The sequence below is a fragment of the Aureibaculum flavum genome, from assembly GCF_016406085.1.
GTDB lineage: Bacteria > Bacteroidota > Bacteroidia > Flavobacteriales > Flavobacteriaceae > Aureibaculum > Aureibaculum flavum.
This window is the reverse complement of record NZ_JAEHFJ010000004.1, coordinates 110,128-135,488: the sequence shown is the minus strand read 5'-3', so window position 1 is coordinate 135,488 and position 25,361 is coordinate 110,128. Positions and strand designations below refer to the sequence as shown.

Sequence of the window (25,361 nt, the reverse complement as noted above, 5' to 3'; positions counted from 1 at the left end):
AAATAATAAAATTGATATGTTATACCAGTATGCTTGGTGGTAAATAAAGTCCAATCATTCATCCACTATTTATGTACTTTTTAGTGTGTTTTAGTAGTCTATCATTCTGATTTTACTCCTAAAATAAATTCAAAAAACATAACAAATGTAAATATTCATATCTTTGAGAAAACTAAACCTCATAATTTATGAAAAACATTTACTATTTATCATTGTGTTTACTGATCTTGTTTTCATGTAAAAATGAAAGTAATACGCTAAATGATCCTGAAATTAAACCTGTTGTTTTTAATGGGATTGATAGTACGATTAAACCTGGTGACGATTTCTTTAACCATGTAAATAAAACTTGGTTTAAAAATGCAGTAATTGCTGATGACCAGATAGGCGTAGGGTCATATCGATTTTTAAATATTCCACAGCAAGAACTACTTAAAAACATTTTAGAAGAAGTTTCTCAAAAAGAACATTCAAAAGGAAGTGTTGAGCAATTGGTAGGTGACTTTTTTGCCTCAGGAATGGATACCGTTAGTATTAATGAACGTGGTAGCAAACCTATTCAACCCATATTAGATAGAATTAATGCGATTACCGATGTTTCTTCCATAACAGAATTCGCAGCTACCCAAATAAAGTCTGGAGATTATTCAATTTTTAGCCCTTATATTTCTCCAGATCAAAAAAACAGTACGCTAAATATTTTACACTTCTCGCAAACGGGATTAGGATTACCAGATCGCGACTACTATTTTAAGGACGATCCTTCAGTAAAAAATATTCAAGAAGCCTACAAAACCTATTTAACCACCTTATTTGAATTGGTAGAAGAATCAGATGCAAAAGAAAAAGCTGACATTGTTTATGGCATTGAAAAGCAAATGGCAACATCTCATAAAACACGTATCGAACGCAGAGTTGTTAAAGAAAATTACCACAAGCTTGCTGTCGCTGATTTGAACACAAAACATCCAAACATTGGTTGGTCTGCTTTATTGAAAAACTTAGGCACAGCAGTAGATTCCGTAGATATTAGACAAACGGCTTATTATGATGCATTAAATACGATGCTAACTTCTGTTCCTTTAGAACATTGGAAACTGTATCTAAAAGCAAATTCTATTGGAAGTCATGATAACATATTGAGCAAACCTTTTCAAGATGCTTCATTTGAATATTCTAAAGTTATTTCTGGTCAATCCGTACAACAACCACGTACAAAACTAATGGTACGTCGTGTAGATCAGCAAATAGGTTTTGCTCTAGGTCAATTATATGTAAAGCGGTATTTTAATGAAGATGCCAAAAAGCGTGCTTTAGATTTGGTAAATAATTTTCAAACAACATTAGAAAAGCGAATTGACAAGTTAGACTGGATGAGTGATAGCACCAAGGTAAAAGCAAAAGAGAAACTCTTTGCCATCAGTAAAAAAATTGGCTATCCAGATGTATGGAGAACCTATGATGCTACTATTAACAGGGCACAATTCTTTGAAAACGTAGTTGCCCTAAATAAAGATGATTATCAATACCAACTAAAACAATTAAATAAAGCTCCAAATAGAGATGAATGGCATACCACACCCTCTACAGTAACTGCATATTACAATCCCTCTTTAAACGAAATTGTATTTCCAGCAGGTATTTTACAAGCCCCATATTTTGATTTATATGCTGATGATGCTGTAAATTATGGTGGTATTGGTATGGTTATCGGTCATGAGTTTACACATGCTTTTGACGATCAAGGAGCTCAATATGATAAAGATGGAAATGTAACCGATTGGTGGACGGAAAATGATTATACTAAGTTCAAGGCTAAAACGCAACAAATTATTGATCAATACAGTGCCTTTACGGTATTAGATAGTGTGCATTTAAAAGGCGGATTAACGGTTGGTGAAAACACTGCAGATAATGGTGGAATCTCAATTGCCTTTGATGCATTTAAAATGACAGATCAAGGTAAAGACACTATTAAAATTGGTGGCTATACACCTAACCAACGCTTCTTTTTATCTGTGGCAAACATATGGCGTGTAAAAACACGTGATGCCTATTTACGTAATTATGTTGCCACAGATCCACATTCACCTCCAATTTGGCGTGTGAATGGCCCATTAATGAACTTTACTCCTTTTTATGAGGCTTTTAATGTACAGCCGGGTGAAGCGAATTTCAAAACAGAAGAGGAGCGTATAAAAATTTGGTAAAACAAGTGATTTAAACCCTTTATAAAAATAAATAAACCAGAGAACTTATAAGCTCTGGTTTTTTTATGGCCTAAAGTTTTACAATAATGAATATCACGATTTAGTATTAATAAAATCGAGATCTAATACATTAAAATTATTTGCTGCTTTTACCAACAAGGCGGAACCAATCGTTTCAAATAACTGATTGGCACTTACAATATACGCCGCTTGTTGTTCTATTTTATAATTTGGAATACCAATAATAGTTAAGTTTGTATTTGCTGAATAGTCTTTAATAATATCAAAAAATGGAATTTGTTCTTTTACATTTTCTATTATCTTTATTTCAACAATCACTCGTAAGTCATCTACTAGCTTAGCTATTTTATTGTGGATGATTATAGGATCTATATCCGTATTATTTATAAATAAAACACGAATGGAGGTATGATCCCATTTGGGAGATGATAAAATAAAACGGGCAATGTTTAGCATCATTTCAGCATTTTTACTATCTGTTTCTCTCCACCATAAATCCACCGTTTTATAATTGCCAAACTTTTTTTGAATATCAAAATCTAAGTACAACAAATTATAATCAAGGTGTAATAGATTTTCGGTCATTGTTTCATACTCGACAGAATCTTCAAGTCCTTTAGGCCATCCCATCATAATGGTATTGGGCTCAACTCCTGAAAACCCAAACGTCATGGCAATATTTGTAATACCACTATATAAGTTCTCTATTTTAATCCGCCTAGCAAAAATTCCTAAATCTTTATAGATGCCATCCCTTACCGTTTGTTCCGACCTTTTTAAGGGTATTTTATTCTTATTGTCAATAATCAGGTCAAAATTGGTAACAATTCCTGTACGACCAGAAACTGCTTTACTCAATTCTAATAAATACGATTGATGGTCACTCTCTCTACTAAATAAAATTACATTTGGGTTCCAACTCGAATTTACATTTTGCTTATTATCAATTCTTTTCAAACCTTTATTTACTACATTTTCCCAAACACTTTTCCATATATCGGTAGATTTAATTTTCACTTCCTTTCGTTGAAGCCAAAAATATAAACCTCCAATTACGGCCAATGCTCCCATCATGGCTACCATATCTAGCTTAAACATCACTAAAAAACACGCTATAAATCCGAGTAGGCCAATCCATCTTTTTACTTTAAAAGAGGGTTGAAAATCAGGATTTGCCCAACTTTCTAAAAAAAATGTAATATTTATAAACGCATAGGCCGATAAATAAAACATGGACACCACGCGTGCAATTACATCCAATTCTCCAATTAATATTCCTGCTTCAGCAATTAAAAACACCAATAATAGAGCATTCACGGGTTCTCTATTTTCGCCGCGTCCTTTAGCGAATATTCTCGGAGTAACTCTATCAACAGACATGGCTTGCAACATCCTAGGACCACCTAATATACCACCTAGAGCAGAGGATAGTGTGGCTCCCCAAATTCCCGCCACTACAGCAGGTGCAAAAATTGCTATTTTCATTAAAATATTATAATCCGACTTTAAAATTTCAGAGTCCACCGTATATGCCATAAAAATGGCAACACTTATATATACAACTAAGCCCACTCCAATGGCCCATAATGTACCATTTGGTATGGAGCTTTTAGGGTTTTCTAGGTCGCCACTCATGGCAATACCTGCCGTAAATCCAGTAACTGCAGGAAAAAAAATAGCAAATACAATTTCTAAGGATGCAGCCCCTTCTGAAGGCAACAATTTAACCGAATTTGGGGTAAATTCATGTGTTCCTAAAAATATAGAAACTAAAGAAACTGCGATAGCAGCCAATATAAAAAACTGAGATTTTAATGCTACAGAAGTACTAATAAGAGCTAGAGCAGTCAATGAAACCAATGCAATGGTTCCGGTAATTCTTAAGTCGTTAATACCCATTCCAAAATTGAAATACCCATTAAAACTCTCCGCAAAACCTACCAAATATAACGCAATTGAAAAGGCGGTACCCACATACAACGCAATACCAATGGCTCCTCCAATGGGAATTCCCATACTACGTGAAAGTACATAATAAATTCCTCCAGCTCCAATTTTTTTGTCGGTGGCTACAGATGAAATACTCAATCCAGTAGATATAGAGATTACGTGTGCTATAAGTATGATTATAATGGCACCAAAAAGGCCGGCGTTACCAATAACCCAACCCAAACGCATATATAAAATAACACCTAAAATTGTAAGTAGAGAAGGTGTGAAAACACCTGCAAAAGTTCCGAATTTTTTAATGTCTGGCATGCTTTATAAATACAATTTCAATCAATTAATTAGTGTAAAAAAGTCTATAGCCAAATTTATAAAAAATAAAGCGGGGTTACATCATGCATAATAACTTCATTTGGTATAAACTAAATTAAGTTATGTAATAATGCATCTATTCCACAACTTTTACCAGAACGTCCCAAACAGTCTTTGCCACAATCTTATGGCCTTCAACCGTTGGATGAATACCATCTTCTTGATTTAATTCAACCACACCGCCTACATCTTTTAATATAAAAGGTATAAAGGGCAACTCGTTTTCGGATGCTAAATCAGAAAAAACGGTTCGGAACTCAGACGTATATTCCGGGCCCATATTAGGTGGAAGTTCCATGCCTGCTAAAATAATAGTAGCCTCTGGTAATTTTTCTTTTACGGTATCGATTATCGATTGAAGATTAGCTTTAGTTTCTATCAATGGAATACCTCGTAAGCCATCATTAGCTCCTAATTCTAGTACAAACACATCCACTTTTTGTTTCAATACCCATCCAATACGGCTTTTACCTCCCGCACTAGTCTCTCCACTGACACCAGAATTTATAATAGTATAGTCGAGTCCTAAGGAATCTATGGTAGATTGAATCAATGCAGGAAAAGCATCATTTACATCATCAAGGCCATAACCAGCTGTAAGACTATCGCCAAAAAATAGAATTTTTTTAGAATCTGTTTTTTCCGCAACTACACCTTCTGCTGTTTTCACTTCCTCATTGTTTTCTTTTTTAGCAACATCACCACGGCAAGAGATTAATACTGTAGCTATCATAAAATAACAAAACTTTAAGAAAATTGGATTGAAGGAGTCATATATTTTTGTAATCATTTGCTTATTTTGCGACTTATCCCTGAACAGGTTCATATAAAAGAATTTTATTAAAAGTATGTCAAAGATATTAAAGATTAGCGAGCTTGAGAAAACATATTCAAGTGGTTCAAAAAAAATAACAGTTTTACAAAATATCTCATTTGAAATTGAAAAAGGAGATACCTTCTCAATTGTAGGTCCTTCTGGTAGTGGAAAAACAACACTTCTCGGCCTTTGTGCTGGTTTAGACGCACCAGGCTCGGGTAGTGTGGAACTGTGTGGGCAAAATTTAAATGACTTAAATGAAGATGAACGTGCTCAGTTGCGGAATAAAGAAGTGGGCTTTATCTTTCAAAATTTTCAATTACTCCCCACACTAACTGCTATTGAAAATGTAATTGTTCCCCTAGAGTTGCAAGGAGCTAAGCATGCAAAAAAAATAGGTATGGATTTACTTGAAAAAGTAGGACTTTCTGACCGTTACGATCATTATCCTTCGCAATTATCTGGAGGTGAGCAACAACGAGTTGCCTTGGCTAGAGCATTTTCGACAACACCTTCCATTTTATTTGCTGATGAGCCCACTGGTAATCTGGACGAAGAAACAGGAGAAAAAGTTATACAATTACTTTTTGAATTGAATAAAGAAGCAGGAACTACATTGGTAATAATTACACACGACTTAGAATTGGCCAATAGAACCCAACAAATTTTAAGATTAAAAGGAGGGAAGATTATTGCTAACGAAAGAACAACTAACGTTTAATGAAGAAATCTAATTCAAATGCAGGCGTCTCATGGCTGATTAAAATGGCATGGCGAGATGGCAAAGCAAGTAGTTCGAGACTGTTACTGTTTATGGCGGCTATTATTTTGGGTATTGCTGCGGTAGTTTCCATTCAGTTATTTAGTGAAAACCTAAAGCAAAATATTAAGTCACAGTCTAAGGCAATGATGGGGGCTGATTTTATTATTGACAGTAGGCAAATCCCTAATGAAAAAGTACAAGCCATAATAGACTCACTTGGACCAGCAGCTTCAGAAGTTAATTTTTCTTCGATGGCAGCCTTTCCCAAAAATGATGACAGTAAATTAGTAAAAGTAAGAGGCATTGAAGGTGACTTTCCTTTTTATGGAACGTTAGAAACGGTACCTGTTTCTGCTGCAACTACATATCAAGAAACAGGTGGAGCATTGGTTGATGCTACGTTAATGCTACAATATGATTTAAAACCAGGGGATTCTATTAAATTAGGAAAGCTGAATTTACCAATTGTAGGGTCCCTAAAATCCATTCCCGGTGGTACGGCTATTGCTACTTCTGTGGCACCAACAGTATTGATACCTTATCGTTTTATAGAAAAAACCGAATTGTTACAATTTGGAAGCCGCAAAGAATATCAATACTTTTTTATTGCTCCACCAACTATGGATTTAGAGGCGTTAGATAAAAAGTATGACCCCATTTTAGATGCTGAAGATGCTGATTTAGATACGCATACGGGTACAAGCCAGCGTGTAGGAAGAAGTTCAGAAAATGTAAGCAAATTTTTAAATCTAGCAGCATTTATTGCCTTATTACTAGGTTGTATTGGTATAGCCAGTTCAGTACATATCTATATCAAAGAAAAATTAACTGATGTTGCGGTACTTAAATGTTTAGGAGCGTCTAGAAAACAGACTTTTTTAATCTATCTGATTCAAATTGCAGGAATTGGTTTGTTAGGCGGAATTCTAGGTACGGTTGTTGGTATTGGGCTTCAACAAGCCTTTCCATTATTGTTACAGGAGTTTTTACCCTTTGAGGTTGAAATTTCAATTACACCGCAACCCATTGTCATGGGAGTTTTATTAGGACTATTAATGTCTGTATTGTTTGCATTATTACCCTTATTGAATACGTGGTATGTATCACCGTTGGAAGTATTACGGGTGAGTGAAGACAATAGTAAAAAACCAAGAAGAGCAAGAGCTTTTACCTTTATAGCCATCATTATATTTATCTATCTGTTTTCCTATTGGTTATTAAGAGACTTTCTTTTTGCATTTGCATTTGTAGTAGGTGTTTCCATCACTTTTGCAATCTTGGCAGGTATTGCCACTCTTTTTATGAAAGCCATAAAGAAGTATTTTCCAACCTCTTGGGGATTTACAGCACGACAAAGTTTATTAAATCTATTTCGTCCTAACAATCAGACCATGGTATTGATATTGTCGATAGGTCTAGGTACATTTTTAATCAGCACACTCTATTTTACAAAAGATATATTGTTAGCAAAAACCGCCTTAGAATCAAGTGCTGAAAACGCAAATATCATATTGCTAGATGTGCAACCTGACCAAAGAGAGGCCGTAGTAAATGAGGTAACAACTAAAGGATTGACTGTTTTGGATAACATTTCGCTAATTACTATGCGAATGCACAGTATAAAGGGAGAATTAGCCAATGACATTCGTAAGGACAGCACCTCAAAAGTAAATGAATGGGTCTTGAATCATGAATTTAGAACTACTTTTCGTGATTCATTAATAGCCTCAGAAGAAGTGATTAAAGGGAAGTGGGTACCTGAAATAAAATCAGGTGAGCCCATAATTATTTCACTGGATGAAGGACTTGCCAAAAGAGCACAAGTAGATGTAGGAGATCAAATTGTTTTTAACGTACAGGGCGTATTGATGGAAACTACTGTAGGAAGTCTTAGAAAAGTAGATTGGGCAAAAATGCAAATGAATTTTACAGTTGTTTTCCCAAAAGGCGTATTAGAAAGTGCTCCGCAATTTCATGTGTTAAGCACACATGTTACTGACGACGCTAGTGCCGCATCGCTACAACGCGATTTAGTAAAAAAATTTCCAACCATATCAGTAATCGATTTACGACAATTGTATTCTGTAGTTGAAAACATACTTGATAAAATTTCGTGGGTAATCAATTTTATGGCTTTTTTCAGCATCCTCACAGGTATTATCGTATTGATTGGTTCTGTACGCACCAGTAAACGTCAGCGTATAAAAGAAAGTGTTTTGTTACGGACTTTGGGAGCTAAGAGTAAGCAAATCTTACAAATTACGGCGTTGGAGTACTTGTATTTAGGTATCCTCGGTAGTTTGGTCGGAATATTATTATCTTTAATTGGAAGTCAAATCTTAGCAACCTGGCTGTTTAAAGAACCATTTATACCTTCTATAATTCCGTTTTTAGTGTTTTTACCAGGCATTACAATATTGGTTTTATTGATCGGATTAAGTAATATTAGAAGTGTATTGAAAAGTCCGCCATTAGAGGTGTTACGGCGGGAAGGGTAATCCATTTGAACCTATGTAGATGTTCAAAATTAGTTGCAGTTTATAATTCTATATCAAATGAATTAACCATTAGAAGTAAACCTCAATTTTAATTAGCAATTGTATAAAGGTATATTTCGCACTTATAATAAATTGAAAATAAACAAATTAAAGTGTTGTATGTCATAAAATAGTTCCATATTTGCAATTCAAAATAATATTATAATTTTAATTACATTACAATGAGTAAAGGAACAGTAAAATTTTTCAATGATTCTAAAGGATTTGGATTTATCACAGAAGAAGGTGTAGATAAAGATCACTTTGTACACATCTCTGGATTAATCGATGAAGTAAATGAAGGTGACGAAGTAGAATTTGATTTAGAAGAAGGAAAAAAAGGATTAAATGCAGTAAACGTAAAAGTTATCTAATTTTATATACTTTAAGATTTAAAAGTCCATCATTTATGATGGACTTTTTTTATGCTCAATTTTTAAATTTTATAGATATTATTCAATTTTATATTTCTTCAAGTGTTTTCTTTGAAGCGATAGCTGAAAAGGATCCTGATGTGTCGGGAGTATCGAGTAGCAGTTTCAAGTATACTAGAACGAACTAGGTAGGTTTAAATTTAGTTACAATCATAAATTTAACGTCTCTTCGAGTGCTTTTCATAATGCGTTGGCGTTATAAAAAATGTATCGAGAATTCATTTAACGCTATATCTAACAATAGTTCTCGATACTCTCGAAGTATCGATACTCATACTTCAAAATTACTAGAACGGACAACAACGTTCTATTCAAAGATAGAAATGTTTTAACTCAACCCTTATTTCACACTTTCATGCGAATCTAGGTAATGCTTTAGCACTTGCTTTAAACTCCCTAAATAATCCTTCATCACTTTTACATCAATTTCAGGATGGTCATCGGCTCCAATAGTTAATGGATCTTCTCCTAAAAACTGATACAACTCTGGGTATTTGGTTTCTATGGTACTAGTGAGTTCTGTTATTTCATTTAATATGCGGTGTAAGTCTTTCATAATCTGGATACTTATATATTTATTAACAAATTTCAAATATAACCGTCTATTGATCAATCAACTATAAACATGTATATGCTTCAAATTTAAACAATTAAGATAGGTATTATACTACTAATTAAAAATGATTTATATCAGCTAAAAAAAGTAACGTATACTGACTCAGGTCATTGGAGAGCTAACACAACCATACTACTTTTATATGATCAATAATCATAAAAGCTACACGATGAAAACCATAATTCACGCTACCGACTTTTCAGAAAATGCAATTGCTGCATTAAAATACGCCCATGCACTAAGTTCTAAACTCAACGCCAATTTATTGGTGGTTCATGTCTTTGATTATCCTACTATTTTTGATACTGAAGTTGAAGAGCCCGTACTAGACTTTGAAAAAGTAGCCTATCAAAACAACAATGAGCTACTTGTCGAATATTGCACAAAACATTTGGGAAACGATTTAGACCGTATGAATGTGAGAACAGAGGCTATTGAAAATATGTCTGTTACAAAAGCCATTATTGCGAAAGTAATAGAATTAGATGCTTTTCTTTTAGTTACCGGAATGAAGGGCACCAGTGCTTTCAAAGAATTTATCATGGGTAATACCACAAAACAGCTAATTAAAAAAGCCCCTTGCCCTGTGTTGGCTATTCCTGAAGATGCCACACATAAAGACATCAATACCATTGTATATGCAACTGATTTTGAATATAAAGATTTACATGCCATTCTTACCTTGGTAGAAATTGCTAAACCATATAATGCGGAAATTAGGGTAGTACACATCTCTCCTTCAGAAGAGTTTGACCCCATAATTCGACTTCAAGAATTTGAAGATCATATTAATAACAAAGTAGATTACCCAAACATTATCTATGAAAACATTCCTTCAGACCATACTTTTGAAGATTTAAAACTCTATTTAGGCGAAGTAAATGTGGATATTATTGCGGTACTAAAACGGAAAAGTAAAGGACTGTTTAAACAATTATTCCACCACGACTTAGTCATTAAAATGGAGTCATACGGTAGACTTCCACTATTAAGTTTTAACAAAACCTACTACTAATTTTAAAAACAATATCATGGCAAGAAGACTCTATAGTATCTGTATTGTAATTTCTATATTATTAGGTATTTACCTAAATATATTTAAACAAACACATTCAACATTATTTATAATAATAATTGCGACATTATTGTTCTTCTTATTGTCTTTGGGTGTTCATGGTTTGATAGCTCATACCATAAAACCAAGTATAAAAGATTCGCTCGTTGCTTACCCATTACTGATGGGTGCCCTTTGGGCAATTATGTTGCTTATATTTATATTTTTTATTATTCCCTTATTCTGTCCACATTTTGTGTATGGATTGTAATTGAAATGAGTACTAAAACAAATACTATAATTTGCTTTTTCAATTGTTTACCTAGAGATGAAAGTTGAATAAGAAATTAGATAATAAAGTTATTATTATTAGGAATCCTAATTCTTGATAGGCTTTGTTTTCAATTTTAAAAAGTTATTTTTGTATTCGATCGCTAAATTAGAATAATGAAAATTTTCAAAAAAGTTTTTTTTTTACTTCATATTGTCACAACCTCAATTTTGTATGCTCAGATTGAATATCCTGAAACTGAAAAGAGACCAGTAATTGACAGCTATCATAATGTGGAAATTATTGATAATTATCAATGGTTAGAAAAAACTGGAAATCCAGAAGTTGAAAATTGGGTAGGTGCACAAAATAAAGTTTCCTTAAAATACTTAAACCGCCTTCCAAATACAGTTCGTTCTAAATTAAAAATAGCTGAATATTATCGTTTTAAAATGAATTATGATAGTTTAGCTACAGTTAAAAAGAATAACAATTTCTATTACAGGTTAATGTATCCTAGTAAAAATGCACCATTATCTGTGTATTATGCAAAAGGAAATACATATAATTATAATAAGTTGGTAGATCCCAGTTCAATCTCTAAAAAAGATAGGATTATTTTTACAAATCTGACACCTTCCGCTGATGATCGGTTTTTAGCTTATCAATACAATAGAAATGGAAGCGATTGGAAAGAAATTAAAATTGTTGGAATTAAGAATAGACACTTTTTTAAAGAAACATTGACAGAAATTATTTCCCCTCAAATTAGATGGTACGGACAAGGATTTTTTTATATAAAGTATAAATATAATACCGAGAATGTTAAGCGAATTTTTCCTGAAATTAAGTATCATACACTGGGGACTGAACAAAGTGAAGATAAAACAATTTTCAATGTTAATAATGAGCAGGAGTCATTAAGCATATATGGAACGAACAATCAAAGTTTATATATTATAAAAAAGTCAGATGATTTTAAAAAACAACACAGTTATTATTATTTAAAGCCTAATGTTGATAAAAAAGAATTCAACCCTTTGTTTTCAAATATAAAATATGATATAAATATTATACATTTTGAATCTGATACTATAGTAGCTTTAACGAGCATAAAAAATAAAAAACATTTAATTAAGTTTCCTTTTGATAAACCAGCTCAGTGGACCCTTTTAACTCCTTCATACAAAGATGCTATTTTTACAGATTATGAATTTGCTGATAAAAAAATAGTTACTGCATTTCAATCAGAAAATTCATCCATACTCACAGTTACTAATCTAAAAGGCAAAGTATTAGGCGAAGTTATAACACCAAATGGAATGAGTGTTACTAAATTATTTTATAATGAGAATAACAAAAACTTTACTTTTAGATTATCGTCATATACAGTACCCCCAGTAACTTGTCAATTAGATTTGACAAAATACAAATTTAAATATTTAGGAAAGACCAATGTTTCTTTTGATGCTTCAAAATATAAATTCATAAGAAAAAAAATAACTTCTCACGATGGTGTAAAAGTTCCCATTTTTATAGTTTTTAAGGATACTCTTCTTAAAAATGGAAAAACACCTTTCTTATTAGAAACATATGGCGGTTATGGTACCATTGCTAAACCATCTTTTGATCCTGGCGTTATTTATTTTATAGAAAGAGGAGGTGCTTATGTATATGTCCATATTCGAGGAGGTGGTGAGTTTGGTTTTGATTGGTGGCAAGATGGTAGAAAGTTTAAAAAGAAAAATGGAATTTTAGATTTTACGAAGGCGGCAGAATATTTAATAGATGAAGGATATGCAAAACCAAGTGGAATAGGTATTATGGGGAGTTCTCATGGTGGATTGATTACCGCAGCGGCAATGTTAGAAAAACCAAATCTTTTTGGTGCAGCTGTGATAAATGTCGGAGCCTTAGATATGTTACGTATGGAAAGAACAGAAGTGGGTGCAAAATATGTGAATGTTAATGAATTTGGTACTGTAAAAAAGAAAGATGAATTTCTGAATATATTATCTTATTCACCATTCCATAATATTGATGAAACTGTAAATTACCCTTCCACATTAATAGTTACAGGAAAGAATGACACTCGAGTACCACCATACCAATCTTATAAATTTGCAGCAAAACTTCAAAATGGACTTCACCAAATGAATCCAATTCTCTTGTGGTCTCAAGATAAATTAGGACATTATGGAGCTAATCAATACAATAGTATACTGCAAGAATCTTCTTTTATCTATAATTTTTTATTTAATGAATTAACCCATTAAAACAAATTTAAGGTAGCAATTGGTTAGTATTTTAATTGATAATTACACATTGTATATCTCTTCAAATGTTTTCTTTTAATGACATTAAAACAGAAACGAATTTAGATATAAATTTATCAAACAGTTCTGAATATTTCTGAAACGTCGAGACGCATTCTTCTTGATCACTCGAACGGACAAATAAAATAATTTATAATAAAAATATCAGTAAAACTTCTCTTCGAACGTTTTCACTTTGCAATAGCAAACTGAACCCTAAAATGGCAGGAGCATAGAAAGCAAGTCTTACTACAACAAACGCTCGCCTATCTCTAACCATGATGCCACACGTGTATAACCGTTGTCATGACTATTATGTGGTGAGTTAAAAAGTAAGGTATCACCTTCAAATTTTTCTAAATTATAAGTTCTATCATCAATCAATAAATCGCCTTTTAACACAAACTTATGTCCACAATAAATACGGTGTTGCCATGTAATGAATGGAAAATGTTCATCTAACCAATCACTCTTTTCTTTTAATGAAGTGGGAAACTGAGTGGCTGCAGTGGCAATGTACACCTCATGTTTATCATATAACGCCTTCATGATCTCTTGACTGTGTTCAATTACATCTAAATTTCTAAAAAAGCCAGGCATTACTGCATGTGCTCTAATACTTTCTACATGTATTTCTGGTACATTTTGCCAGACTTCACCGGAAGAAATTTGGTTTACACTTAATTCTTTTTCATGTTCTTTATTATACAACTCGATATGTTTGCCATAAGTATCGGCTATCACATCATCCATGTCTACAAAAATTGTCATTGTTAAGTTTTTTACGAAGTTCTACATTATTCTAATAAAAATCAAGAAGTAGCGAAACATTTAATACTAATTTAATGAACCATTAACCTTTTTTAATATTATTAATAAGAATAGAAAGTTCATATTAATATTAATCCACCATTTTATAGCTTCCCTGTAAAGAGGTTCATTATCTTTGCCAAAATTATTTTTTATGTCAAAGGGTTTTTCCAATCTCGGAATTAATGCACAGTTACAAAAAGGGTTAGCTGATTTACAAATATCTGTTCCTACAGATATTCAAGAAAAAACAATACCTGTAATATTGCAACAGAAAGAAGATGTTGTGGCTTTAGCAAAGACTGGTACCGGTAAAACGGCTGCTTTTGGCTTGCCATTACTGCAATTAATAGATTTAGAAAATACTGCTATACAAGCTGTAATCTTGGTGCCTACCAGAGAATTGGGTCAACAAATCACGAGTAATTTAGAATCTTTTTCGGCACACATGCCATCCGTTTCTATAGCTACGGTTTGTGGTGGTATTCCCATTAAACCTCAAATAGAACGTCTAAAAAGCACTACACATATTGTGGTAGCTACACCAGGCCGTTTAGCTGATTTGGTAGAAAGAAATGCCATTGACATTAAAAATATTTCGTATTTAGTGTTAGATGAAGCCGATGAAATGGTAAGTGCTTTAAAAGAGGGTTTAGACAGCATTATCAAAATAATTCCTAAAAAAAGAAGAACATTATTGTTTACGGCAACGATGCCTGGAACTATAAAACAATTGGTTCAGAATTATATGTCTAAACATGTGGTGCATATTGAAGCGGACATGTCAACCGTTGGACATCAAGGAATAGACCATCAATTTGTGGTGGTTGAACCTATTGAAAAATTAGAAGTGTTGTTGCATTTCTTAAATACGAAACAAGGCAAGCGTGGTATTATCTTTTGTAAAACCAAGGCTGCGGTTAATAAATTGGCAAAAAACTTAGCCATTAATAAATTTTCCTCAGGTGCCTTACACGGAAGTCTTACCCAAGGAATCCGTGACCGCATCATGGGTCAATTTAGAGAAGGTTATATTGACATTTTGGTAGCTACAGATTTAGCAGCCAGAGGAATTGATATAAAAGAGATTGAATATGTTGTCAATTACCATTTACCAGACACCTATGATGCATATGTGCACCGTAGTGGTAGAACAGCTAGAGCAGGAGCGAAGGGCCTTTCATTAACCGTACTCCAAAAAGAAGAAGTAGCAGATATTACTCTTTTTGAGAATGCATTGGGTATTAACTTTAACCGATTTAAAAAAGCAGATGCAGAGAGTATTGAAGAAAACAATACCTTGCTGTGGGCGAAAAAAATATTTAAAACAAAGCCCAATCATGCCGTTTCTGAAGACTTAAAGAAACAAATAAGAACAATATTCCATCATTTAACCAAAGAGGAATTGGTAGAAAAAATACTAGCAAATTATTTGGATTCCAAAAAAGTAGCTATTCCGGCAGCTGGAACTTCAAAAAAGAAAAAAAATAAAAAATAGATATGGCAAATATCATCAAAGAGCAACAAGACATTCTTGAGAAATTAAAAATTTATACCCTCAACCCAATGCAAGAAGAAGCGTTGGAGGTTATTGAAAACAATCATAATACCATCATTTTATCACCTACAGGAACCGGTAAAACTTTAGCGTTTTTATTACCTTTAATTGCACGACTGAACCCTGAATCAAAAGAAGTACAAGCCTTGATTATTGTACCTTCAAGAGAGTTGGCTATTCAGATAGAACACGTGATTAGGAACATGGGGTCTGGGTATAAAGCCAATGCCATATACGGAGGAAGATCTATTGCAAAAGATAAAATTGAACTAAAACATACGCCTACTATTTTAATAGGAACGCCCGGCAGACTTTTTGATCATTTTGAACAAGAGCGTTTTACTACAGACGAAATAAAAACCTTAGTAGTAGATGAATATGACATCTCATTTGAAGTAGGAGCTGATGGTGAAATGAAAGATATCATAAGCTATTTACCAAATATTGATAAGCGTATTTTTACATCCGCTACCAAAGGAGCGGCTTTACCTAAATATCTAAATATAGGGAAACCAATAACCCTAAATTACCTCGATGATACTTCAGGTTCAAAACTAGTGGTAAAAACAATTGTTTCGTCTTCTAAAAACAAACACAATACAGTTGTGGCTTTACTACATGAATTGGGTAATGACCCTGGTATTATTTTTTGTAATAAAAAAGAGCGATTGGAAGATTTGAGTGTCTTTTTAGACAAAAAGAACATTGCACATACACGTTTTTATGCTGACATGGAGCAGCAAGAAAGAGAACGTGCCTTAATAAAATTAAGAAACGGAAGCGTTTCTATTCTACTTGCCAGTGATTTAGCATCACGTGGAATTGATGTACCAGAGATGAAATTTATTATTCATTATGAAATTCCCAAAACAGAAATGGCGTATACTCATAGAAATGGTAGAACGGCCAGAGTAAATGCAAAGGGAACCGCATATTTGATAAAAGGTGATGGTGAGGTCTTTCCTGATTTTGTAGGGAAAGTACCCGTGGAGAAATTAACAAATACAGGCGAACGTAAAGCTCAATTTTGGACGACCTTATTTATTTCAGGTGGTAGAAAAGATAAAATCTCTAAAGGTGATATTGCAGGACTCTTTTTTAAACAAGGTGAAATTAATAAAGACCAATTGGGTATTATAGAATTAAAGCCTGATTGTGCTTTTGTAGCTGTTCCTGCTTCTATTGCAACTCAATTGTGTGATAAATTAAATAACACTCGATTAAAAAAGAAAAAAGTAAGGGTTTTTAGAATTTAATTCTCATATTTTTGTCGATTAGCAAAACATAATCAGTTTTCATACCTAAAACCGTCTCACAAATAGCAATATATTAAAGCGTAGTGAGATATTGAAACTAACGATGTTTCAAAAAACATGATGTTATGCTAAAATGTTAATTGACTATACTAAAATTATTATTTATATCAACAATTCGTAAATGCAGAAAGAGCATAAAGAAAAAGATACTTCCTCAGAAATTTCATCAGAAGAAATTGATAAGTGTATTGCTATACTTGAACGATTAGTTACAGATACTGATCAGATTTTTGACATACCTAAAGTAAAGCGTACCGCATTATTAAAAGCTTCAGGAATGCTCTCTAGACCGAGTAGAGAAGAATTTTCTCGTAGAAAAAAGGATGGAAAGAAAGCTGCAAAACGTAAACAAGCCGCAAGAGATAGAGCTGCCCGTAAAGAAACAGGAATAAGAAGTGCCCGTGAAGCAGTGGTATTTACTGCACCTAAATTATTAGGAGCTGCCGCCTTAGAAGAAAAAGAGCAATTAGAATTAGAATCGCCTAGAAACTGTTACGTATGTAAAGCTGTATTTACAAAATTGCATCATTTTTATGACACCATGTGCACCGAATGTGGCGATTTCAACTATGCAAAACGTTTTCAGAATGCCGATGTTAAAGGTCAAGTGGCTGTTATTACCGGTTCTCGTTTAAAAATTGGTTATCATATTACGTTGATGTTATTAAGAGGAGGTGCTACCGTTATTGCTACCACTCGTTTTCCAGTAGATTCTGCCTTACGGTTCTCCAAAGAAGCCGATTTTACGGAATGGGGACATCGTTTAAAAATTCACGGACTCGATTTACGACATATTCCAAGTGTTGAAATTTTCTGTAATTATATTGAGCACAACTATGATAGCTTAGATATATTAATTAATAATGCTGCTCAAACAGTGCGTCGTCCTGCAGGTTTTTATTCCCATTTAATGGAAAATGAAGAACGACCAATTGAATCTTTACCAAAATTTGCTAGAGATTTATTGCAAGATCATGTAGGTTGTTTAGACGAATTAAAAGTATTGACTTCAGGAGCATCTCCTAATAAAAATATGCCCGTAACATGGCATGGGCCTGAACCCGGAATTGGACTAAGAGCTTCTGCAAAGTTGTCTCAAATACCGTATAGTTTTGATAACACACTGGTTGCTCAGGAGGTTTTCCCTGAAGGGGAATTGGACGCTGATTTACAACAAGTAGATTTAAGAAAAACCAACAGCTGGCGTTTAAAACTTGGTGAGATAGAAACCACTGAGATGATAGAAGTTCAGCTAGTGAATTCCGTAGCACCATTTGTGTTATGTAATCGCCTTTCAGAATTGATGAAAAAAAGTAATACGGGTCAAAAACATATTATTAATGTTTCTGCAATGGAAGGAAAGTTCCACCGCTTTTTTAAGGAAAGTCGACACCCGCATACCAACATGGCAAAAGCAGCTTTAAATATGTTAACACATACTTCCGCACGAGCCTTAGCCAAAGATGGTATTTTTATGAATGCCGTTGATACGGGATGGGTAACCGATGAAGATCCTGCAGAATTAGCCAAAAGAAAACAAGATTTACATGATTTTCAACCACCATTAGATATTGTAGATGGTGCTGCACGAGTTATGGATCCTCTTTTCGATGGCATAAATACAGGTAAGCATTGGTGTGGTCAGTTTCTAAAAGATTATAAACCTATTGATTGGTAATATGAGTACAGAACAACCTAACAATCCGTTACACGGTTTAAAGCTCGCTAAAATATTAGATGACCTTGTAGACCACTATGGCTGGGCAGGCTTAGATCAACGCATTAAAATCAACTGTTTTCATTCCAATCCCACGGTAAAATCAAGCTTAAAGTTTTTACGTAAAACACAGTGGGCACGAGATAAAGTAGAAAGATTGTATTTAAATACGAAGTTTAAGAGTAACGATTAACCATTTACAACAAATTTATTGAGAGTAATAAGAGATCTTATGAATAGGAATTCGACTGTGAAATTTTAAATAGTAAAGAGACTTTCTTTTCAAATTATTCTAATAGTAGAACTATTATATATTAAAAATTAAAAGCTATGAAATTCGCCATACTATCTGCCAATCCCAATTTATATTCAACAAAAAGAATAAAGGAAGCAGGTGAAAAAAAGGGTCATGAAATGATCATTATCGATCATACAAAATGTGACCTTGTTATTGAAAAAAAGAAACCTATTGTAATTTATAAGGATAAAGAAATTACAGATGTACATGCTGTAATTCCACGAATTGGAGCTTCGGTAACCTTTTTTGGTACTGCCGTTGTACGTCAGTTTGAAATGATGAAAATTTTTACTGCTACAGAGTCACAGGCATTGGTAAGATCTAGAGATAAACTAAGAAGTCTTCAAATTTTAGCTAGAGCTGGTCTTGATTTACCAAAAACAGTTTTTAGTAATTACTCAAAAAATGTGAGTAATATTATTGATAAAGTAGGTGGAGCACCACTTGTCATAAAACTATTGGAAGGCACACAGGGTCTTGGTGTTGTGTTGGCTGATAATAGAAATTCAGCGGAATCTATTTTAGAAGCTTTTAATGGCCTACAAGCTAGAGTTATTGTTCAAGAGTTTGTAAAAGAAGCAAAAGGGGCTGATCTACGTGCATTTATTGTAGACGGAGTAGTTGTAGGTGCTATGAAAAGACAGGGCAAAGAAGGTGAGTTTAGATCAAATTTACACAGAGGCGGATCTGCAAATATTATTGAATTAACAGATGAAGAAGAAAATGCAGCATTGAAAGCAGCCCGCGTAATGGGATTGGGCATTGCTGGTGTAGACATGTTACAATCTGAGAGAGGTCCATTAATTTTAGAAGTCAATTCTTCACCTGGACTTGAAGGAATTGAGAGTGCGACGGGTAAAGATATTGCTACTCAAATAATTAAATATATAGAAAGAAATGCAGATCACTAAATTTGTGATTTTAAGTAATTTTGTTTTAAAAGTGAAGCTATAATTTAAATCTCAATGGTAGATTAATTATAATATAAATAGATTAAAAGATTGGAAATAGAAAAACTGAAAGTAATAGGAAGTGAAGAATGGTGTTCATTTGACGAATTAAAAATTCCGGCTATTCTTGCAAGGATCGATTCTGGTGCAAAAACTTCCTCAATTCAAGCAAAGAAAATTAAATTATTTACAAAGAATAATGAAGATTGGGTACAGTTTGTTGTGTATCCCATACAGAAAAATAAAAGTATTAGTGTAACTTGTGTAGCGAAGTTTTATGACAAACGATTGATTAAGAATTCTTTTGGCACATCAGAAGAACGAATTATTATAAAAACTCCTATTACCATAGGTGAAGACACCTTTGACATTGAACTTTCATTAGCCAACCGCAGTGCTATGCAATTTGCAATGCTTCTTGGACGTAATGCTATTGCTCATCGTTATGTCATTCATTCCGGTGTTAAACAAGTGCAAAACAAAATTTTAAGAAAAGTGGCACTAGCAAAATATAAATCTTAATCGATTGATGAATTAAAATATATTAATATGACAATTTACATATCTCAACTATACTTAATGAACACCTTATCACAATGGTTAATTGCTCTTGCTTATATTGCTGGAGGTATCATTGTTGCTAAAGTAGCTTATTTCATCTTTAAACGTATTTCTAAAGGATTGGTAAGCCATTCAAAATCGATGTTAGATGATGTTTTGGTTGAAACCTTGGAAAAACCTGTTGTTCTAGCCATTACAATTCTTGGATTTTATATTGGTATGAAACATCTAAATATGACAGATGAAATCACCCTAATAATATCAAACACCGTTAAAGTACTCATTGTAATTTGTATTACTTGGTTTATAGTACGATTGGTCAATGCTATTGTACAAGAATACATGGAGCCAGCTATTGATAGCTCTAATAGTAAATCAAAGCGGCAGTTATTACCCATTATAACCAAAGTTATTACCATAACCATATGGATTTTAGGAGTTATCATAGCTTTTAATACTATTGGTTACAATTTAGCAGGGCTAATAGCAGGTTTAGGTATTGGAGGTCTTGCTTTTGCTTTAGCAGCGAAAGATTATCTTCAGAATATCTTTGGCGGTATTTCTGTATTTACCGACAAACCCTTTTCAATTGACGATCGTATAAAAATTGATGGCTTTGATGGTAAAGTAGAAGAAATAGGAATTCGTAGTTCTAGAATAAGAACTTTGTCTGGCTCTTTAGTAACCATCCCTAATTCAATGTTTATCAATAATAGTGTTGAAAATGTAGCATTAGAACCTACTCGAAAAATCATGCTACGATTAGGTTTGACCTATGATACCAATGCTGATAAAATGAAGGAATCAATGGATATTTTAAAAGCCATTGTTGCTGACAATCAAGATATTGTTACGGAAGAGCCTGTTGTGTTTTTTGAAAACTTTGCAGATTTTTCATTGGTGCTATTGTTCATTTACTACATCCGTAAAGAGGCTGACATTCCACAAGCTCAAAATAAGATCAATTTGGATATCTTAGATCGATTTGAAAAGGCAGGTTTAGAATTTGCTTTCCCAACACAAACCATATATAACATCAAACAATAAGCATTATTAACATTTAATTGACGGCTCTTAAAAAATTACAAAACAGTGTTTTAAGTTAAACCTTGTTATCTTAAAAAACTACTTTAACCCCTCTTTTCGTTTCATGCCAAATAAAATTCTTGGTATTTTAAATGGATAAATCAAGAATCTATATATTAGAAGTATTATCGGCAGAGAAGTCGCTATTAATAGTATAATTTTTACAAAAATTGAGGCATCTAATTGAATGATATAATATCCTACTACAATAATAATGGTTTGATGTAAGACATAAAAAGGATATATGGCTTCATTACATTTTTTAAGAAACACACTTTTCGTATTCAACCAAACTTGACCATACCCCAAGACTGTAATTACCACTGACCAACTTACCAACGCACAAACGGCATACCAAATGTTCCATCTCATATTTATAGTTAAATATGGAGAAACAATTTCGTTCGGTAAAAAATAATAGGTATAAAATAGAATTGTGCTGATTATAAAAGCAACAAAATTAAATTTTCGATACAATTTTAGATGATTCCAACTATTCTTTGACGTCGTAAAAATCATCCCAAACACAAAAAAGTAGCCATAAAAGAAAGTCGAGGAGAGATTTGTGATAGCCTTTGAATCGCTAGGGTAGATTTGTTTTAAGAAAATGGTTATTATAACTAAAGGGAACACTAATAATAACATTCCATATTTTTTAGTGGTAATTCGGTCTAATAGCCCTATAAACCCATCCAATTTTGATGATCTTAAAAGTAAAATCAAAGGAATAAGTAGTACTGACAAAACAAATAAGTTTTCGATAAACCACAAGTGATTGGTTTCAAAAGAACCATTTCTATACACATCAAAATAGGAAGTATAGGTTTCTATATGTTCATAATAGGTTTGTGGTGGCACAATAAACAGCACTCCAAAAACGAGCGGAATTAATAAACGTGTACTTCGTTCTTTCAAAAATTGAATCCAAGTTCTTTTTGAAAACGCGAATATTGTACCTGCACCAGAAACTAAAAACAATAAGGGCAATCTGAATTGCTCAAAAAACACCATTATGTCATCCAATATTTTACTAGTATCTGTATTCATAATATGAAATTTATCTCCATTAAAAGGCATTCCAATATGATGAAAATATACTGCGAGTATGGCAATTACACGTAACCAATCTAAATCGTAACGTCGTTTAATTTCTTTCAAAATCGTTGTTTTATGTTGCGATAACAAATCTAAAAACAAATTACAATGCTATTTTTATTTTGTGATAGCTGGCATGGAAAAGTGACGGAATACACGGTGTTTTTATTATTTTTTCGAATATGCAGCATTAAAATCATCGATAGTAGATCGAGATACAGGAACTTTAAAGGTACCTTTTTGTAATTTCAGATGATACCCTTGTGCATTACCTGAAATGGATGCAATTGCATTTAAATTTACCAAATAAGAACGATGTGTTTTGAAGACCCGTGCATAGGGTTTTAATTGTTCCTCAAGTTCTTTCAATGTAATTCGAATTAACACCTTATGAATACCATTTTCTGTCATAGTGTAGACCTCTGTATAATTACTTTCCACTTTTGCGTAGAGAAAATCTTGTATTTTGAGTTCAATGTTTTCAGTAGATCCAGCGTTTTTAATGGAAACAATTGTGTTATTAGTTTCTGATATTCTTTTGGGCGACAGCTTTTTTAAACTAGTTGTATGTTTCGTAATAAGACGCTCCAAATTTAGGGGCAACACTATAGCCAATAAAAGAAACCCGACTAAGAAGGTATTACGGATTTCTTCCCAAAAATACTGTAAAGACCAATTATCAGGATTGTTATAAATAAAATCACGAATTAAAAAATTTGCAATACCTATAATTAACAAGATAATTGATAGGTTTAAAATTTCCTTTCCAAAGGTCCAATTCATCTCGTTTTTAACCGTTTTATGAATCAAATAAAAGTATACATAAGCGATAGGAAAAGGCATAAAGGCATGAATAAACAAAATCCATAGTGTGCCAATTTTATGTTCTGCCACATTAACAATAAAAGGTTCAAAAAAATAAGAAAAGCAAAAGCTCAAACTTGATATCAGTAGCAATACCAAAATTAACCGATGCTGGTTATTGTAATAATACGGATAAGGCTCTTTTAAATAGTTTGCAATTTGCATCAATAATTTTTTATCTAAAGCTAAATTAGTTTTTTTTGATGACACTTTAAATTTCACAACCCATAGAAAATAACACAGAAGGTAAGTATCATGTTAGTGAAAAAGTAATCAAAACTCATAAGAAATCAATATTCATTACAAATATAGATTCAATCCATGCGAATATATATGTAACCGCCTAAGTCGCCTTAGATGTGCCTACATTTGTTTCATAATTAATACTAAGAATCTACAAATAAACAATAAATGAAAATCGTAATTGCCTTATTCGTATTAACTTTTACCATAAGCACACAAGCCCAAGACTACAGAAAAATAGTTCCTTTTAAATATCAAAACAAATGGGGAATTGTAGACTCATTAAACAATGAAATTGTAAAACCAATTTACAACAAGGTAAATGTTTTTGACGATTTTATGTACGCAGAATTCGATGGAAAAGACCTTTACAATTTAAAAACGGGTGAAAAACAAAAGGCTCCAGGTCACTATTTAAATACTATGAATATAATAGGTGAAAAGTATCATATATTCAACACTAAAAAAAATACAGTATTAGTGAATTTTGAAAAGAAAGATTCGGTTGTGCTTACTGAAAAATTCAATTATATTAGTTTAGTGCCATTATATGATCTAGATAATAAAAAGGTGAATGACTTAGTTGTTGGAAATTTGGATAACAACACGTATAAACTGCTGAATAATGATAAAAATCTAACACCAATTAATAATCGAAAATTTAAAAGCTCTGAGATTGAAACGATTGAAGCAGATAATAAAATTATAGGTTTTGCTTTTAAAGATAAAGAGCATTATGTGTTTTATAATAGTGCTTTAAAAATTATAAAATCAATTAAAGTTTTAACTAAGTCAACAAATTATTACGATTTATTACCCAGTGATATTGTTGAAAAACTCCCTATTATTTATAATGTTAAAAGTGCAGGACCTGCTTGTTTTAGTTGTGAAAGTACTTGGGATAACTCATGGGACTTAACCACTTTTTTAGGAGATACACCAGAAGAGTCCAATTATTATATTACGAAAGAAAAGAGATACTATTATTTAAAAAACAGTTCAGATTTAAATTGGAAAATAGAAATATATTCTGATCTTTTTAATTATGAAAAACCCTATGAAATGATAAAGATAATAAGTTCAGATTCTTCTTTTTTCTGTGATTCTAGATTTGTAAAAACCCCACATATTCTATTCCCTGAAAAGTATTTAAAAGAATTGAATTAATTATTCACATAAAAAATACTAATAACTGTATATGAGATTTTTAATTATTTTAATTATTCTATTTTCTATAAGCAGTTGCCAACAATCTGAACTTACTAAAACAGCAAATATGGCCTGTGAATGTATTGAAAAGTCAGTAAATAAAGACAGGCAAGAAATGAACGATTGCATCAATGAAAGCATTGGAAAAAATGGAGATGCATTAAAGGAGTATGTTAATGAAGATCAATTTGAGATCCTAGATACTAACGGAAATATTTCTAATTTTTATTATCAATTGGTTTTTATGACCATGTTATCTGATGAATGCTCTAATCTGGTTCAAGGAAAATAGAACCC

23 protein-coding genes are annotated in these 25,361 nt (G+C 32.7%); 17 read left to right on the top strand and 6 right to left on the bottom strand.

All coding sequences use genetic code 11. From position 1 onward, the window contains the following. Positions 1–188 precede the first annotated feature (188 nt). The gene (locus JBL43_RS09400; protein ID WP_198841199.1) at positions 189–2,210 is read left to right on the top strand and encodes a M13 family metallopeptidase; all 2,022 of its coding nucleotides are present in this window, start codon (positions 189–191) and stop codon (positions 2,208–2,210) included. Positions 2,211–2,303: 93 nt separating this feature from the next. On the opposite strand, the gene JBL43_RS09395 is transcribed toward JBL43_RS09400, so the two are convergent. Both JBL43_RS09395 and JBL43_RS09390 read right to left on the bottom strand, forming a co-directional pair. Next, the gene (locus tag JBL43_RS09395; protein ID WP_198841198.1) at positions 2,304–4,490 is read right to left on the bottom strand and encodes an amino acid permease; all 2,187 of its coding nucleotides are present in this window, start codon (positions 4,488–4,490) and stop codon (positions 2,304–2,306) included. A gap of 136 nt (positions 4,491–4,626) precedes the next feature. Beyond that, entirely contained in the window at positions 4,627–5,283 is a 657-nt protein-coding gene (locus JBL43_RS09390; protein ID WP_438839432.1) for an arylesterase, read from the bottom strand. A gap of 115 nt (positions 5,284–5,398) precedes the next feature. On the opposite strand from JBL43_RS09390, the gene JBL43_RS09385 reads away from it, so the two are divergent. The 4 genes from JBL43_RS09385 to JBL43_RS09370 all read left to right on the top strand — a co-directional run bounded on the left by JBL43_RS09385 (position 5,399) and on the right by JBL43_RS09370 (position 9,229). Beyond that, positions 5,399–6,088 (top strand): ABC transporter ATP-binding protein, encoded by a 690-nt coding sequence (locus JBL43_RS09385; protein WP_198841196.1) that lies wholly within the window; start codon positions 5,399–5,401, stop codon positions 6,086–6,088. A gap of 44 nt (positions 6,089–6,132) precedes the next feature. Beyond that, a complete protein-coding gene (locus JBL43_RS09380; protein WP_198841450.1) occupies positions 6,133–8,628 on the top strand; it encodes an ABC transporter permease in 2,496 nt (831 codons plus the stop codon). Between the two features lie 221 nt (positions 8,629–8,849). Continuing rightward, complete coding sequence (locus tag JBL43_RS09375; protein WP_117880895.1) at positions 8,850–9,041, top strand: cold-shock protein; 192 nt, start codon at positions 8,850–8,852, stop codon at positions 9,039–9,041. A gap of 35 nt (positions 9,042–9,076) precedes the next feature. Further along, positions 9,077–9,229 carry a hypothetical protein gene (locus JBL43_RS09370; protein ID WP_198841195.1) on the top strand — a complete coding sequence of 51 codons (153 nt, stop codon included), beginning with the start codon at positions 9,077–9,079 and terminating at the stop codon, positions 9,227–9,229. A gap of 212 nt (positions 9,230–9,441) precedes the next feature. On the opposite strand, the gene JBL43_RS09365 is transcribed toward JBL43_RS09370, so the two are convergent. Beyond that, positions 9,442–9,657, bottom strand: a complete 216-nt coding sequence (locus tag JBL43_RS09365; protein WP_198841194.1) for a hypothetical protein — start codon at positions 9,655–9,657, stop codon at positions 9,442–9,444. A 229-nt stretch (positions 9,658–9,886) separates the two neighbouring features. On the opposite strand from JBL43_RS09365, the gene JBL43_RS09360 reads away from it, so the two are divergent. The 3 genes from JBL43_RS09360 to JBL43_RS09350 all read left to right on the top strand — a co-directional run bounded on the left by JBL43_RS09360 (position 9,887) and on the right by JBL43_RS09350 (position 13,318). Further along, a complete protein-coding gene (locus JBL43_RS09360) occupies positions 9,887–10,732 on the top strand; it encodes a universal stress protein (protein ID WP_198841193.1) in 846 nt (281 codons plus the stop codon). 16 nt (positions 10,733–10,748) lie between these two features. Beyond that, the gene (locus JBL43_RS09355) at positions 10,749–11,042 is read left to right on the top strand and encodes a hypothetical protein (RefSeq protein ID WP_198841192.1); all 294 of its coding nucleotides are present in this window, start codon (positions 10,749–10,751) and stop codon (positions 11,040–11,042) included. 176 nt (positions 11,043–11,218) lie between these two features. Beyond that, complete coding sequence (locus tag JBL43_RS09350) at positions 11,219–13,318, top strand: prolyl oligopeptidase family serine peptidase (protein WP_198841191.1); 2,100 nt, start codon at positions 11,219–11,221, stop codon at positions 13,316–13,318. A gap of 288 nt (positions 13,319–13,606) precedes the next feature. On the opposite strand, the gene JBL43_RS09345 is transcribed toward JBL43_RS09350, so the two are convergent. Further along, positions 13,607–14,128, bottom strand: coding sequence for a 5' nucleotidase, NT5C type (locus tag JBL43_RS09345; protein ID WP_198841190.1), 522 nt, complete (start codon positions 14,126–14,128; stop codon positions 13,607–13,609). 193 nt (positions 14,129–14,321) lie between these two features. Here JBL43_RS09345 and JBL43_RS09340 point away from each other — a divergent pair, with 193 nt between their 5' ends. The 7 genes from JBL43_RS09340 (at position 14,322) to JBL43_RS09310 (ending at position 21,614) form a co-directional block, all read left to right on the top strand. Next, positions 14,322–15,665 carry a DEAD/DEAH box helicase gene (locus JBL43_RS09340; RefSeq protein WP_198841189.1) on the top strand — a complete coding sequence of 448 codons (1,344 nt, stop codon included), beginning with the start codon at positions 14,322–14,324 and terminating at the stop codon, positions 15,663–15,665. A 2-nt stretch (positions 15,666–15,667) separates the two neighbouring features. Further along, positions 15,668–16,981, top strand: a complete 1,314-nt coding sequence (locus JBL43_RS09335) for a DEAD/DEAH box helicase (protein WP_198841188.1) — start codon at positions 15,668–15,670, stop codon at positions 16,979–16,981. Positions 16,982–17,162: 181 nt separating this feature from the next. Then, entirely contained in the window at positions 17,163–18,719 is a 1,557-nt protein-coding gene (locus tag JBL43_RS09330; protein WP_198841187.1) for an SDR family NAD(P)-dependent oxidoreductase, read from the top strand. Position 18,720: 1 nt separating this feature from the next. Then, the gene (locus tag JBL43_RS09325; RefSeq protein ID WP_198841186.1) at positions 18,721–18,951 is read left to right on the top strand and encodes a VF530 family protein; all 231 of its coding nucleotides are present in this window, start codon (positions 18,721–18,723) and stop codon (positions 18,949–18,951) included. A 137-nt stretch (positions 18,952–19,088) separates the two neighbouring features. After that, positions 19,089–19,967, top strand: a complete 879-nt coding sequence (gene rimK / locus JBL43_RS09320) for a 30S ribosomal protein S6--L-glutamate ligase (protein WP_198841185.1) — start codon at positions 19,089–19,091, stop codon at positions 19,965–19,967. Positions 19,968–20,057: 90 nt separating this feature from the next. Then, positions 20,058–20,528 (top strand): ATP-dependent zinc protease family protein, encoded by a 471-nt coding sequence (locus JBL43_RS09315; protein WP_198841184.1) that lies wholly within the window; start codon positions 20,058–20,060, stop codon positions 20,526–20,528. A gap of 27 nt (positions 20,529–20,555) precedes the next feature. Continuing rightward, positions 20,556–21,614, top strand: a complete 1,059-nt coding sequence (locus JBL43_RS09310; RefSeq protein ID WP_198841183.1) for a mechanosensitive ion channel family protein — start codon at positions 20,556–20,558, stop codon at positions 21,612–21,614. 78 nt (positions 21,615–21,692) lie between these two features. Here JBL43_RS09310 and JBL43_RS09305 read toward each other — a convergent pair whose 3' ends face one another. Next, a complete protein-coding gene (locus JBL43_RS09305) occupies positions 21,693–22,811 on the bottom strand; it encodes an acyltransferase family protein (protein ID WP_198841182.1) in 1,119 nt (372 codons plus the stop codon). A 105-nt stretch (positions 22,812–22,916) separates the two neighbouring features. After that, on the bottom strand, positions 22,917–23,822 hold the full coding sequence (locus JBL43_RS09300; RefSeq protein WP_198841181.1) for a LytR/AlgR family response regulator transcription factor: 906 nt from the start codon (positions 23,820–23,822) through the stop codon (positions 22,917–22,919). Between the two features lie 201 nt (positions 23,823–24,023). On the opposite strand from JBL43_RS09300, the gene JBL43_RS09295 reads away from it, so the two are divergent. Both JBL43_RS09295 and JBL43_RS09290 read left to right on the top strand, forming a co-directional pair. Then, entirely contained in the window at positions 24,024–25,022 is a 999-nt protein-coding gene (locus JBL43_RS09295; RefSeq protein ID WP_198841180.1) for a hypothetical protein, read from the top strand. 31 nt (positions 25,023–25,053) lie between these two features. Continuing rightward, on the top strand, positions 25,054–25,356 hold the full coding sequence (locus tag JBL43_RS09290; protein WP_198841179.1) for a hypothetical protein: 303 nt from the start codon (positions 25,054–25,056) through the stop codon (positions 25,354–25,356). The last annotated feature ends 5 nt before the right edge of the window (positions 25,357–25,361 follow it).